Source organism: Nesterenkonia sp. NBAIMH1 (genome assembly GCF_007922635.1).
GTDB classification, from domain to species: domain Bacteria; phylum Actinomycetota; class Actinomycetes; order Actinomycetales; family Micrococcaceae; genus Nesterenkonia; species Nesterenkonia pannonica.
Window position 1 is genome coordinate 672,865 of record NZ_CP042335.1, and the last position, 12,091, is coordinate 684,955.

15 protein-coding genes are annotated in these 12,091 nt (G+C 68.6%); 14 read left to right on the forward strand and 1 reads right to left on the reverse strand.

Annotation, left to right across the window (positions count from 1 at the left end; all coding sequences use genetic code 11):
• Positions 1-65: 65 nt before the first annotated feature.
• The 12 genes from FS388_RS03145 to FS388_RS03195 all read left to right on the forward strand — a co-directional run bounded on the left by FS388_RS03145 (position 66) and on the right by FS388_RS03195 (position 10,074).
• On the forward strand, positions 66-1,652 hold the full coding sequence (locus FS388_RS03145) for a TPM domain-containing protein (RefSeq protein WP_146339609.1): 1,587 nt from the start codon (positions 66-68) through the stop codon (positions 1,650-1,652).
• Between the two features lie 127 nt (positions 1,653-1,779).
• A complete protein-coding gene (locus FS388_RS03150) occupies positions 1,780-2,589 on the forward strand; it encodes a PspA/IM30 family protein (RefSeq protein WP_146339614.1) in 810 nt (269 codons plus the stop codon).
• A gap of 103 nt (positions 2,590-2,692) precedes the next feature.
• Positions 2,693-3,601, forward strand: a complete 909-nt coding sequence (gene pdxS / locus FS388_RS03155) for a pyridoxal 5'-phosphate synthase lyase subunit PdxS (RefSeq protein ID WP_256369561.1) — start codon at positions 2,693-2,695, stop codon at positions 3,599-3,601.
• The gene (gene pdxT / locus FS388_RS03160; RefSeq protein ID WP_146339618.1) at positions 3,598-4,215 is read left to right on the forward strand and encodes a pyridoxal 5'-phosphate synthase glutaminase subunit PdxT; all 618 of its coding nucleotides are present in this window, start codon (positions 3,598-3,600) and stop codon (positions 4,213-4,215) included. Before pdxS ends, pdxT begins: the two co-directional genes overlap by 4 nt.
• A gap of 114 nt (positions 4,216-4,329) precedes the next feature.
• On the forward strand, positions 4,330-5,916 hold the full coding sequence (locus FS388_RS03165; protein WP_146339621.1) for a sodium/solute symporter: 1,587 nt from the start codon (positions 4,330-4,332) through the stop codon (positions 5,914-5,916).
• A gap of 132 nt (positions 5,917-6,048) precedes the next feature.
• Positions 6,049-6,240, forward strand: a complete 192-nt coding sequence (locus FS388_RS03170; RefSeq protein ID WP_146339623.1) for a hypothetical protein — start codon at positions 6,049-6,051, stop codon at positions 6,238-6,240.
• A 410-nt stretch (positions 6,241-6,650) separates the two neighbouring features.
• The gene (locus FS388_RS03175; protein WP_146339625.1) at positions 6,651-7,205 is read left to right on the forward strand and encodes a hypothetical protein; all 555 of its coding nucleotides are present in this window, start codon (positions 6,651-6,653) and stop codon (positions 7,203-7,205) included.
• A gap of 67 nt (positions 7,206-7,272) precedes the next feature.
• Positions 7,273-8,250, forward strand: coding sequence for a hypothetical protein (locus FS388_RS03180; RefSeq protein ID WP_146339628.1), 978 nt, complete (start codon positions 7,273-7,275; stop codon positions 8,248-8,250).
• Between the two features lie 112 nt (positions 8,251-8,362).
• Positions 8,363-8,518 (forward strand): hypothetical protein, encoded by a 156-nt coding sequence (locus FS388_RS12980; RefSeq protein ID WP_168198577.1) that lies wholly within the window; start codon positions 8,363-8,365, stop codon positions 8,516-8,518.
• A 73-nt stretch (positions 8,519-8,591) separates the two neighbouring features.
• The gene (locus tag FS388_RS03185; protein WP_146339630.1) at positions 8,592-8,948 is read left to right on the forward strand and encodes a hypothetical protein; all 357 of its coding nucleotides are present in this window, start codon (positions 8,592-8,594) and stop codon (positions 8,946-8,948) included.
• 243 nt (positions 8,949-9,191) lie between these two features.
• Complete coding sequence (locus tag FS388_RS03190; RefSeq protein ID WP_146339632.1) at positions 9,192-9,506, forward strand: hypothetical protein; 315 nt, start codon at positions 9,192-9,194, stop codon at positions 9,504-9,506.
• Positions 9,457-10,074 carry a hypothetical protein gene (locus FS388_RS03195; RefSeq protein ID WP_146339634.1) on the forward strand — a complete coding sequence of 206 codons (618 nt, stop codon included), beginning with the start codon at positions 9,457-9,459 and terminating at the stop codon, positions 10,072-10,074. Before FS388_RS03190 ends, FS388_RS03195 begins: the two co-directional genes overlap by 50 nt.
• Before the next feature lie 17 nt (positions 10,075-10,091).
• On the opposite strand, the gene FS388_RS03200 is transcribed toward FS388_RS03195, so the two are convergent.
• Positions 10,092-10,745 carry a hypothetical protein gene (locus tag FS388_RS03200; protein ID WP_146339636.1) on the reverse strand — a complete coding sequence of 218 codons (654 nt, stop codon included), beginning with the start codon at positions 10,743-10,745 and terminating at the stop codon, positions 10,092-10,094.
• A gap of 30 nt (positions 10,746-10,775) precedes the next feature.
• On the opposite strand from FS388_RS03200, the gene FS388_RS12985 reads away from it, so the two are divergent.
• Together FS388_RS12985 and FS388_RS03205 are read left to right on the forward strand one after the other, a co-directional pair.
• Positions 10,776-10,934: a hypothetical protein gene (locus FS388_RS12985; RefSeq protein WP_168198578.1), complete on the forward strand. Its 159-nt coding sequence runs from the start codon at positions 10,776-10,778 to the stop codon at positions 10,932-10,934.
• 203 nt (positions 10,935-11,137) lie between these two features.
• Positions 11,138-12,067 carry a LysR family transcriptional regulator gene (locus FS388_RS03205; RefSeq protein ID WP_146339638.1) on the forward strand — a complete coding sequence of 310 codons (930 nt, stop codon included), beginning with the start codon at positions 11,138-11,140 and terminating at the stop codon, positions 12,065-12,067.
• The last annotated feature ends 24 nt before the right edge of the window (positions 12,068-12,091 follow it).

Sequence of the window (12,091 nt, forward strand, 5' to 3'; positions counted from 1 at the left end):
AGGGTCTGCCTCGATCCTGTGGATGGACACTGATGTGTCCTGCTTCGTTCTATAGACTCACGGACATGGTGCCAGAAGCTTCTGCATATTTCCCGGTCGCCGTTCCGCCTGTGGGCACGCTGGTGGGTCCGCTGCTCATCGGTGCAGCTGTGCTGGCCCTGATCGGCCTCGGAGCGGTCTGGGTCTCCGGCATGGGGAGCGGCTCCCGGCGGATCTCCTCGGGGCAGCGAAACCAGCAGCTCTCCGAGGCCAAGCGCGACCCCCTCGACGAGCATGACACCGACGAGCTGCGCAAGCAGGCGGGGTCCCTGCTGGTCAGCGCCGACAACGCCGTGCAGGAGTCTGAGCAGGAGCTGCTCTTCGCCTCCGCCTCATACGGCGATGAGAAGGTCCTTCCCTTCCGCAGGGACATCGATGAGGCCAAGGAGCAGCTGAGCGAGTCCTTCCACCTGCAGCATCAGGCGGATGCGGCGCGGGCCGGACGTGAGGAGCTCGACGAGGAGACCGTCCGCGAGAAGCTGAAGACCATCATCCGCAGCTGCGAGCAGATCAGCGAGACGCTGGACTCGCACCAGGACGAGTTCAACGAGCTCCGCAGCCTGGAGCGCGACCCGGGCCCAGCCATCGAGAACCTCGCGTCGAAGATCGCCGAGCTCACCCCGCGCCGGCAGGAGCGCGAGCAGGCGCTCGAGGACCTGAGCAGCAGGTACAGCGACGATGCGCTGAAGCAGTACCGCGACAACCTCACACAGTCCGCGCAGGCGCTGAAGGCCGCGGAGGAGGCCAGGTCTGATGCGGCTGCGGCAGCCGAGCAGGGCGATACGTCCGAGGCTGTGCTGGCCCTGCACTCCGGGGAGCAGGCTGTCGCGGACGCCGGCGAGCTGGTCGACTCCCTGGAGCACTCCGGCGAGCGGCTGCGCACCGCACGGAAGAACCTGGAGACGGGCATCGCCCAGACGGAGTCCGACATCGCTCAGGCGCAGGCCATTCAGGACGCCGGGCAGGCCCATGATCTGGCCGGCCCGATCGCCGCCGCGCAGACTGCGGTGCGTCGAGCCAAGAGCTCACTGGCCTCCGATGAGCGCATCGACCCGCTGGAGCTTCTGGAGGGTCTCGAGATCGCTCACCGGGAGCTCGATGAGCCGCTCAACGCGGTGCGGGACAAGCAGGCCAAGGACCGCCGGGCACGGGAGGTGCTGGACCACGAGCTCCTCGCCGCCCGCAATCAGGTGCAGTCTTCGGCTGACTACCTCCGTTCCCGCCGGTACGGCATCTCCGCGACCAGCCGCACCCGCATGGCCGAGGCGGAGCGCTGTCTCGCCGAGGCGGAGAGCCGCGCCTCCTCAGAGCCCGCCCGTGCCGTGGACTCGGCCCAGCAGGCCAAGCAGATGGCCGTCCAGGCTGCGCAGATCGCTCAGCGGGAGCAGGCCGAGTCGAACTTCTCGGGCGGCATGGGCGGCGCGTACCAGCACCCCTCCGGAGGGCCCGGCGGCCGCTACGGCACCGGCGGAGGCTTCGGAGGCGGCTTCGGCATGGGCACCGGAATGGGCATGGGCTACGGCCGCCGCTCCCCGATGGGCAGCACCATGCGCACCGCCAGGACCGTCAGCCGCATGACCGGCGGCGGCCGGCGCCGCCGCGGAATCCTCTGAGCAGCCCGACGTTCGCCGTGGGCGACAAACTCATCCCTGGGGCTGACGCCGTGCCAGCCCCTGCGACTAGGATCGAGGGCGTGATCGTGCCACCGCGATGCAGCCTGATAAGGAGAAGGTGATCACCGTGAGCAAGCAGTCCATTTTCGGTCGGATGTCCCAGCTCATCCGAGCCAACGTCAACACCATGCTCGACCGGGCCGAGGACCCCGAGAAGATGCTGGACCAGATGGTCCGGGACTTCACCAACAACATCCGTGAGGCTGAGGAAGCCGTCGCCCAGACCATCGGCAACCTGCGGATGATGGAGGACGACTACAAGGAGGACCTCGACACGGCTCGCGAATGGGGGCAGAAGGCCCTCGCAGCCTCCCGCAAGGCAGACGACTTCCGCGGCGACGGCGAGGAGCAGTCGGCTTCGAAGTTCGACAACCTGGCCAAGGTCGCCATCCAGCGCCAGATCGACTCCGAGAACTCGGCGAAGGCCGTGGAGCCGACGATCCAGTCGCAGCGGGACACCGTCGAGCAGCTGCGCACCGGCCTGGAGCAGATGAAGACCAAGCGCCAGCAGCTCATCAGCAAGCGGGACGAGCTTGTGGCCCGCTCCAAGGCTGCCCACGCCCAGTCCCAGGTCCACGACGCCGTGAAGTCCATCGACGTGATGGACCCCACCTCAGAGGTCGGCCGCTTCGAGGAGAAGATCCGCCGCGAAGAGGCTATGGTCCGCGGTCAGAACGAACTGGCCGCCTCCTCGCTCGACGCACAGTTCGAGCAGCTGGAGGACCTCGGCGAGCAGGCAGAGGTCGAGGCGCGCCTCGCCGCCCTGCGCTCCGGAGCCGGCGAGTCGGAGCCCCGCTCGCTGGAGGCAGGCGGGGACCAATCAGCCGTCGACGAGTCGGAGTTCGCCTCCCTGGAGACTGAGAAGGACAAAGCCTGACCCGGAATCGGAGCTGAGGACGGGCATAAACCCGTCGTCTTTGGTGTAATGGAGGGTGGACTTCTTCAGTTCGCCCTCCATTCACCTCTTCTAGGAGATCTACGTGACCGTCAACGGCTCTGACACCGGCGCATCGACAAGCACCGGCACCGTCAACAAGGGACTGGCCCAGATGCTCAAGGGCGGTGTGATCATGGACGTGGTCACCCCCGAGCAGGCCCGGATCGCTGAGGAGGCGGGCGCGGTCGCCGTCATGGCCCTGGAACGCGTTCCCGCCGACATCCGCTCAGAGGGCGGCCTGGCCCGCATGAGCGACCCCGAGCTGATCAGCTCCATCGTTGACGCCGTCTCCATCCCCGTCATGGCCAAGGCCCGCATCGGCCACTTCGTCGAAGCTCAGGTGCTCGAGCACCTCAAGGTGGACTACATCGACGAGTCGGAGGTCCTCTCCCCCGCCGACGAGGCCCACCACATCGACAAGACCAGGTTCAGCGTCCCGTTCGTCTGCGGAGCCACCAACCTCGGCGAAGCCCTGCGCCGCATCGCCGAAGGCGCATCCATGATTCGCTCCAAGGGCGAGGCAGGCACCGGCGACGTCATCGAGGCCGTGCGGCACCTGCGCACCATCAAGGGCGAGATCGCCCGCCTCTCCGCCCTGGACGAGGTGGAGCTGTTCGCCGCCGCCAAGGACCTCGCCGCTCCCTACCCGCTGGTCAAGCAGGTGGCCGCCGAGGGCAAGCTGCCCGTGGTCCTCTTCGTGGCGGGGGGCGTGGCCACCCCGGCCGACGCCGCCATGATGATGCAGATGGGCGCCGAAGGCGTGTTCGTCGGGTCCGGCATCTTCAAGTCCGGCAACCCTGCCGCTCGGGCCCAGGCCATCGTGAAGGCCACCACCTACTACGACGACCCCGCTGTCATCGCCGACGTCTCCAAGGGTCTCGGCGAGGCCATGGTCGGCATCTCCGCAGGAAACCTCCCCCAGCACCACCGTCTGGCTGAGCGCGGCTGGTGACCCGAACCCCCACCATCGGGGTCCTGGCCCTTCAGGGCGCGGTCGCTGAGCACGAGCGCGCCCTGAAGGCCGCCGGAGCCCACACGGTGAAGGTCCGTCGCGCCGCCGAGCTCCAGGGGCTCGACGGACTGATCATCCCCGGCGGGGAGTCCACCGCTATCGCACGCCTGGCCGCGCCGGTCGGGCTGATGCCGGCCATCCGGCAGCGCCACGACGAGGGCATGGCCCTCTTCGGCACCTGCGCGGGCCTGATCCTTATGGCCGACCGGGTCCTCGACGCCGAAGCGCTCGAAGGGTTCGACCGCGTCCGCGGCCTGGACGTGGTGGTGCGCCGCAACGCCTACGGCAGCCAGCTCGACTCCTTCGAGACCGAGCTGGAGACCCAGCAGATCCCCGACTCCCAGCGCCGCCTGCCGGCGGTGTTCATCAGGGCGCCCATCATCGAGGACGTCTCCGGCAAGGACGTGGAGATCCTCGCGCAGGCCGAACTGGGCGCCGGGGGCTCCCACCCGGTGGTGGTCCGCCAGGGCAACCGCCTGGCCGCCAGCTTCCACCCGGAGCTGACCGCCGACCACCGCCTCCACGATCTCTTCGTCACCCTCTCCGGCGAATAGACCAGCGCCCGCAGGGCACGTGTCAGGGCGCGGGAGCGACACCCACCTTGCACTCAGTGAGTGTTGGGGAAAACGTCAGCGTTCGGCAAGTGACCCGTGACACTCTCTGGCGGTATGCCGGACTTTGACCTCAGTGCGCTCGACCTGGGCGTCATCGCGTTCTTCATCATCGGGACCATCCTCATCGGCTGGTGGTCCGGCCGAAAGACCAAAGACTCGGACGACTTCTTCCTCGCCGGTCGCGGCATGGTCTGGCCGCTCGTCGGCTTCTCGCTGATCGTCACCAACTTCTCGGGCACGCAGTTCCTCGGACTCGCGGGCGCCGGCTACGACACCGGCATCGCCGTCTGGAACTACGAATGGATGGCCACCCTCATCCTGGTGGTCTTCGCCATGTTCATCCTGCCGATCTATCTGCAGTCCAAGATCACCACGGTCCCGGAGTATCTGGAGAAGAGATACGACCGCCGGTCCCGGCACGCCTTCTCAGGCTTCACGGTGGTGACCGGCATGCTGATCGACTCCGCAGGCGGCATGTTCGCCGGCGCCCTGGTGCTCAGCCTGCTCTTCCCCGACGTGCCCCTGATGGTGCACATCATCACCATCGCCATCCTGGGCGGGATCTACGTGATCCTCGGCGGACTCCGTGCGGTGATGATCACCGACACGATCCAGGGAATCCTGCTGTTCGTGGCGGCGGGCGTCATCTTCGTCTTCCTGTTCCAGGACTTCGACTGGGACTGGATGGCCTTCCCGGAGATCGCCGGCGACGAGGACTTCTCGATCGCCCGGTCGGCCGACGACGACTTCCTGCCCTGGCCCGGCATCTTCACCGGTGCGATCTGGCTGGGCTTCTATGTGTGGGTCTCCAACCACATGGTGGTCCAGCGCGTGCTCGCCGCGAAGAACATCGACCACGGCCGCTGGGGCGTGCTCTTCGCCGGCCTGATGCAGCTGCCGCTGCTCATCCTGCTGATCTTCCCCGGCATCCTCGCCCGAGACGTCTTCCCCGACCTCGACGACCCAGACATGGCGTGGCCGTCGCTGGTCTTCGAGTACCTGCCCCAGGGGCTTCGCGGACTGGTGGTCGCCGCCCTGATCGCGGCACTGATGTCCACCCTCGACTCGGTGCTCAACGGCGCCTCCTCGCTGGTCGTCAACGACTTCATCAAGACCCGCAAGAAGCAGTACACCGAGAAGCAGCTGCTGCTCATCTCCCGCGTGCTGGTCGGCGTCTTCATGGTCATCGCCGTCCTCTGGGCTCCGGTGATCCTCACCTTCGACACCATCGTCGAGTACTTCCAGAGCTTCCTCGGCTACGTCACCATGCCGTTCGTCGTCGTGCTGCTGGGCGGCATCTTCTTCAAGCGGGCCACCGCCGGCGCTGCCTTCTGGACCCTGACGATCATCGCGCCCCTGGGCATGGTGGGCTTCATCACTGGGGAGCTCCTGGACCTCCACGGCGTGCACTTCCTCTACGCCACGGGCATCATGTTCCTCATCTCGGCGGTCATGTTCGCAGTCATCACCCTCTCCCAGGAGGCCCCCGACCCGGAGGACATCCGGGAGGTCATCTTCAGCCGCGAGGTCTGGGACCGCGAAACCGCGGAGCAGGCCCAGAAGCCCTGGTACAAGCGGTACCGCTATGCCGCCATCGGCATGGTCGGGCTCACCGTGGCCGTCGTCATTCCATTCATCTGAGGCCTTGAAGCCGCCGATCAGCGTCACGTTCGTCCCTTTTGGGCGTCATGCCGCGCTCCTGCCCGTCCGGCGCACTACTCTCAGTCCCAGGCGCGGCCCCGGGCCGCCTGAGGAACGAGATGAGGGCTCTGCATGGGACTGCTGGAACGGCATTGGCGCATCATCTTCGGCATCGCCCTGATACCGGGCATCTGGATGATCTACAACGGCTCTGTGCGCGGCATCGAGATCGGCGAGTTCAGCTACGGGCCCGACGGTTCCGACTACACCAGCTCCTACACGAGCTCATCACCCGCATCCTCATCCCCGGCGCCATCAGCGTGACGATTGCCGCCCTCGCAGAAGTGGGACGGCGGCGCAGCCTGGACAGGCCGGAGCACACACCCACGGACGCTCGCGCCCCCGGGGTACCCCCGCCACAGCCGCAGCCCGAGCTGCAGCGTCCGCCGAAGGCCAAGCCTGAGCCTCGCGCCCCCGCACCGAGGGGCCCCTGAACCCCGGAGCCTCGAGGCGCACGTGGCTGATCGCGGGCATCGGCGCCATGAGCGTCGCACTCCTCGCTTCAGCCGCACTGCTGGTGGCCGCGATCATGGTTCGAGACGGCCCGTATCCGCAGCGTGCGCTCACACCCTCGGAGCTGGAGCAGATCATTCCCGCCGAGCATGCGCTGCCGGGCACGCTGCGCGCAGACGCCCCGACCAGGCCGGTGCCGACACCTTCTTCTTCGACGCGGAGTGGGCCCAGCAGGAGCTCAGCGAGGAGCCTCGTACTCGGAGAACCTGCAGGAGCAGATCAGAGCAGGCGATCCCCGCCCCCAGGATGCGGACGCGTGCCTGGAGGCAGTCCACGCGCGCGACGACTTCTGGCACGACCGTGCCGACTCGATGGCGGAGCAGGGACCGGAGGGCCTCGGCACGGAGGCAGAGCGCTCCTTCGCCGGACCCGGGGACCTGCGCGTCACCGCACGCTACCAATCGTATGAGGCATTCCAGGGATTCGGCGACGTCTGGGAGCAGCAGTCCGCGGTGTGCCTTCCCGTGCTGGCGGAGATCGACGGCGGAGCTGCCGAGACTCGGATCTTCGACGAGGACGGAGTTCAGGGACACATCACCGTCTTCGAGTATCCGGAGCATTCCGGCGTCTCGGTCAACCTCTACCAAGTTATGGGATCCTCCAGCGTGCAGTACTGGGCCCAGAGCAGCGACCCCCAGGATGAAGAGTTGATCGTCGACATGGTTGTCGAGCTGATCGAGCACTCCGAGGCGAGCATCCGGGCCATGGGCCGGTAGGGCAGGAAGCGGCGAAAAGCGGTAGGTTTCCGCACAGACCTGTTCAGACACGAGGAGCATGCAGGACATGACGGACGGACCCAAGGGCCCCCGCGCCCAGGCGCAGGACCCGAGCACCAGCGCACAGGAGCTGTACGAGCTGGCCGCCTCCCACCCCGAGGTGAGGCCCCAGATCGCCGAGCACCCCAACGCATACCCGGGGCTGCTCGACTGGCTCGGCAGCCTCGGCGACCCCGACGTCGACGCAGCGCTGGCGAGCCGCTCGGGTCCCGGCGAGGACCAGCCCACCCAGGCCCTGTCCACCGGCTCCTCCGATCCGCAGCAGACCGAAGAGTTCGGCGCCGTCCACCACGGGCAGCCGGCACCCCACGGCACCCCTCCCTGGGAGGACCAGACCGCCGCCTACCCGGCCCAGCAGCACGCGCAGGAGCATCAGCAGCAGGGCTACTACCCCGCCGCTCCGGTGGGAGCGCCCCCTGGCCAGTACCCGCCCGCCGGCTACGAGTCCGTGGAGCAGCCCTCGCGTGAAGAGCGCCGCAGCCCTGCGGGCATCTGCGCGATCATCGCCCTTCTCGTCCTGCTGGTCATCGGGGCCCTGGTGGCCCTCTGGGTGCTGTTCTTCTCAGGCGACGACGAGGACGAGCCCGTGGACGATCAGGCGCAGGAGCAGCCCGAGGAGCAGGACGAGGAGCAGGAGCTCTCGCCTGAGGACGGGCAGGAGGACCCCGACGCCTCCCAGACCGTCACCCGCAGGAGGTCAGCTTCGACGAAGAGGACGGAATCATCACGATCCCCGACGTCGAAGGGATCCAGTACCTCGTCGACGGCCAGCCGGTCAGCGATGAGGTGGGTGTGGAGCCCGGCGAGACCGTCACCGTCAACGCTGAGGCCATGGACGGCTACGAGTTCTCAGAAGGCGCCACAACCGAGTGGCAGTTCACCGCCGAGGAGGTGGACGAGGAGCGCCCCGCACCGGCGAACGCGGCCAGCGGCAGCTCCTTCACCTCCCCAGCGGCAACATCCACTGCCAGCTCGGCAGCGATGACGTCACCTGCACCATCGACGAGCACAACTTCAGCGCCCCCGCCGGCTGTGACGACGGATCCACCTTCACGGTCAGCAGCAGCGGAAGCTCCGAGCCGGACTGTGACTCGTCAGTGGGTGGACAGCCGGCGAGCCTGAACTACGGACAGGCGATCACCAACGACGACTTCGCCTGCACCTCTGCCGAGACCGGCGTCGAATGCTGGTCCGTGGACACCGGCAACGGCTTCACGCTCGCCAGGGAGAACGTCGACCTGTACGACTGGTGAATTCGCCCCAGCAGTAGGCACGCGCCGCCGTTGGCCATAGGCTGTCTCTCACACTGATCAGAGGGGGGCTCGCATGAGCGACAACCAGCCGCTCGGTGCTGCTGACGGCAGGGGTCAGTGGCAGCCCGGATTCCACGACGCCCAGGGCCTATGGCACGGCGGATTCTACGACCCGGACGGTCAGTGGCAGCCCGGATTCTACGACGCCGAAGGCGCCTGGCAGGCCGGCTTCCACGACGCTGAGGGCGGGTGGCACCCCGGGTACCGCACCCCGACGGCACCTGGAACCCGCTCGACGAGCCCGCGCACCCGCAGACGGTCGGCTCAGACGGAGACCGCCCCGCAGCCGCGTCCGCGCAGCCGGCGAGCGCATCCCCTCAGGGCGAAGCCTCCGACGCCGGACGCAGCAGAGGCATGTGGGCGGTTCTGATCGTTCTCGGCGTCTTCACCGTCGCCATGCTGGGGACCGCTGCGTGGCTGCTGCTGTCCAGGCCCGGAGGCGACCCCGCTGCTGACCAGCCGCCTGCCGCGCAGGAGGCGGAGCAGGAGGAGCTGGACGAAGGGGAGGCGAGTCCTGAGACGACGGCCGAACCAGGGCTGTTCATCCAGGCCCCGCGCAGGAGGACTTCGAGCGCGGCAGGGATCTCACGCTCCCTCCCCCCTCCCAGCACCGGTGGGCACCGTCACCATCGACGACTTCGCGGAGGTGGACAGCGTGCAGACCGACGGCCAGACCGCCGTCGCCGCCGAGGGAGAGCAGCTGCGGTACGTGGAGTGGAGCTACGAACCCGCGGACGACCCGTGGTCGGAGGACGGCGAGCTCAGCGTGCGCATAGGCGGCGAGGAGCAGTCCGGAGCGCTCGCCGGTGAGGAGATCAGCGGCAGCTTCATCGCCTCCGTCGCGGAGGGCGACGCGCTCGTCCTCCTCGGCGCACGGCGTGGAGCAGGGGAGATCAGCCTCGCCGAGGGGCGAGGCCACGGATCCTGAGGCAGCCGCACTCTTCCACCTGCCGGAGATCCCCCACACCCTCGAGGTGGGTGAGACGTTCGTCTTCCCCGACCAGACGCTCTACAGCGGCGACGAGGGCTCCGAGCACAACGCGCAGCTGATCATCAACAGAGCGATGCTCACCTACGAGCACGACGAGCTCGAATGGGACCCGGAGGCGTACCAGGACGGCTACAACTGGGAGAACCAGGATGCCTGGATGCTCTACGGGCTCGACAGCACCGGCCCCGCGGAGCCCGGCAGCATCTGGCTGATCCTCGACATGCGCATCGAGATCCAGGGACCGGACGGGGTCCTGGACTTCGACGGCGGCACGTGGACCCTCACGGCCGTGGACCAGGACGGCGGCAGCACCCAGCACGAGTACACCTCTGAGGCCTCCGGCATCGACCAGTGGCCGTACGGGGACTACGGCGCGGCCTTCGAGATCCCCATCAGCGCCGCCACCGTCGACCTGGTCGCCTCGCTCGAGGTGGAGTACGAGGGGCAGAGCAGCACGATCGAATCGGCCATACCGATCACCCTCGACCTCCTCCCGGAGAACTGAGGCGCAGCCCCGCCCGTCTACAGGGCAGTGCTGAGCGCACCGGCAGCCACCACGGCCGCGGCGCCCACCAGCCCGGCCCACCCACGACGGGTCGGCCGCTCCCCAGCAGCACCACCGCCAGCAGGATCGGCACCGCCGGGTAGACGGCGACCGTCGCTGAGGTCGTCGCCAGCCCCACCGCCGAGGAGCTGAGGTGGAACAGCAGCATGCCCGCCGCGCTGAACCCGCCGGCGAGCACCACCAGCGCCCCCTCCCCGACCCCTGGGGAGCACCCGCACACCGCGCCGCACCGCGACCAGGCCGAGCATCACCAGGAACGAGGCGGCCGCCCATGCCAGCAGCCCTGGGTGAACGATTCCCCGGAATCTGGGCCACCCCCACCAGCTCCACGGCATAGCCCAGCCCTGCGCACAGAGCCAAGGGCGCGGACCCGCGCCCGGGCGCGTGCGCGGAGCCTGAGGCAGAACAGTGTCCGGACCGACGATCGTCATCGACGAGGTCACCACCGGCAGAGGGGAGGTCACCACGGTCACCGCACGGTCATCCCTGCGCTGGGAGACCAGCAGCCACACGGTGAGCATGGCCAGGCCGATCAGCGCGAACCGGATGGGCTCGGCGCCCTCGCCCAGGAGCAGCATCGCCACCAGTCCCGGGGTCACCGTGGCCGTCACCGTGGACGCCCCTGACGGCAAGGGGTGAACGTGGCGCGGGAGAGCGGCGTAGAGGCACAGGGACCCTGCGATGCCGCCCAGGGCGGCCACCGTCCCCACGTGATCGCGGAGAAGCTCCAGCTCGGCGGAAACGGCTGGGTGAGCAGCAGCATCGCGGCCACCGCGACCACCCCGTACTGGGTCCAGTAGGCCACCGCGAGAGGCCCGGCGGTGCGCGCGACTGTGCCGCTCATGTAGTGGCCGGCACCGAACATCGCTGCTGCTCCGACCGCGAAGAAGATTTCCATACGGACAACCATCCGGCCTCGGGACCCTATGCGTCCACGGCACAATAGTCAGCTGTTCCATTGCGATTTCAGCAATGGTTGACTGGAGGGGTGGCGACTCCCCTGATGGATGATGCGGTGCCCCTGCTGGAGGCTGTGGCGGAGTACGGCGGCGTCACTGCCGCCGCTGACGTGCTGGGGCGAAACGCCTCAGGCATCTCACGCAAGATTCAGCGCCTGGCCTCGGACCTCGGCGTGCCCCTCCTCGAGCGCCGAGGACGCAACGTGGAGCTCACAGCCGCGGCAGAGGCTCTGGTCCAAGCGGCTCCCCACCTGCACGCTGCCGACGAGGCGGCGCGGATGGCCGTCGCCGATGCGGCGGATCCGGCCGTCGGCGAGGTGCGCGTGGCCTCCCACGTCTTCGCCATCTCTTCCATCGTGCTGCCGGCCCTCGGCCGGTGGCGGCCCGCCTGGCCGCAGAGCCCCTGGCGCGTGCGCGAAGTGGAGCCGTCCCAGGGCCCGCGCCTGCTGGCGGGACGGCAGGCCGACATCGTGATCATGCCCGCCGGGCCGCACACCCCGCCCGACGACCACCCGCGCTTCTCCGTGCGGCGGCTGGTGACCGAGCCCGTCGACCTCATCGTTCCGCGGGGGCACCCCCTCTCCGCGCGTGAGGATGAGGTGCTGCTCAGCGAAGCGAAGGAGGACCCCTGGATCCTCGGATCGCCGTGGCAGGGGTCGCGTCAGGAGATCCTTGAGCAATGCTCCAAAGCCGGCTTCACACCCTCTGAGGGCCACCACGCCCAGGACTGGACGGCCGTGTCCACGCTGGTGGCCTCGGGGCTGGGGGTCTCGCTGCTGCCGCGAATGGCGCCCACCCATCCCGGCGTCGTGAGGGTGAGCCTCGGCGGTGCCACCGCTCCAGCCCGAACCGTCCTCGCGGCGGCGCGGCGCGGATCCGAGCGCCGCCGGCTCATTGCGGCGGCCCTGGAGACCCTCGCGGCGGCGGCGAACGCCGCGGTGACCAGCCAGAACCCGCTGACGGGCCTGGACTGACCGCTCGCGGAACGGCCCTGATAG

Excerpts from the sequence above, each read along its gene's own strand:
- FS388_RS03145 (WP_146339609.1), top strand. The coding sequence starts at position 66 with ATGGTGCCAGAAGCTTCTGCATATTTCCCGGTCGCCGTTCCGCCTGTG.
- FS388_RS03165 (WP_146339621.1), top strand. The coding sequence starts at position 4,330 with ATGCCGGACTTTGACCTCAGTGCGCTCGACCTGGGCGTCATCGCGTTC.
- FS388_RS03170 (WP_146339623.1), top strand. The coding sequence starts at position 6,049 with ATGGGACTGCTGGAACGGCATTGGCGCATCATCTTCGGCATCGCCCTG.
- FS388_RS03180 (WP_146339628.1), top strand. The coding sequence starts at position 7,273 with ATGACGGACGGACCCAAGGGCCCCCGCGCCCAGGCGCAGGACCCGAGC.
- FS388_RS03185 (WP_146339630.1), top strand. The coding sequence starts at position 8,592 with ATGAGCGACAACCAGCCGCTCGGTGCTGCTGACGGCAGGGGTCAGTGG.
- FS388_RS03205 (WP_146339638.1), top strand. The coding sequence starts at position 11,138 with ATGGATGATGCGGTGCCCCTGCTGGAGGCTGTGGCGGAGTACGGCGGC.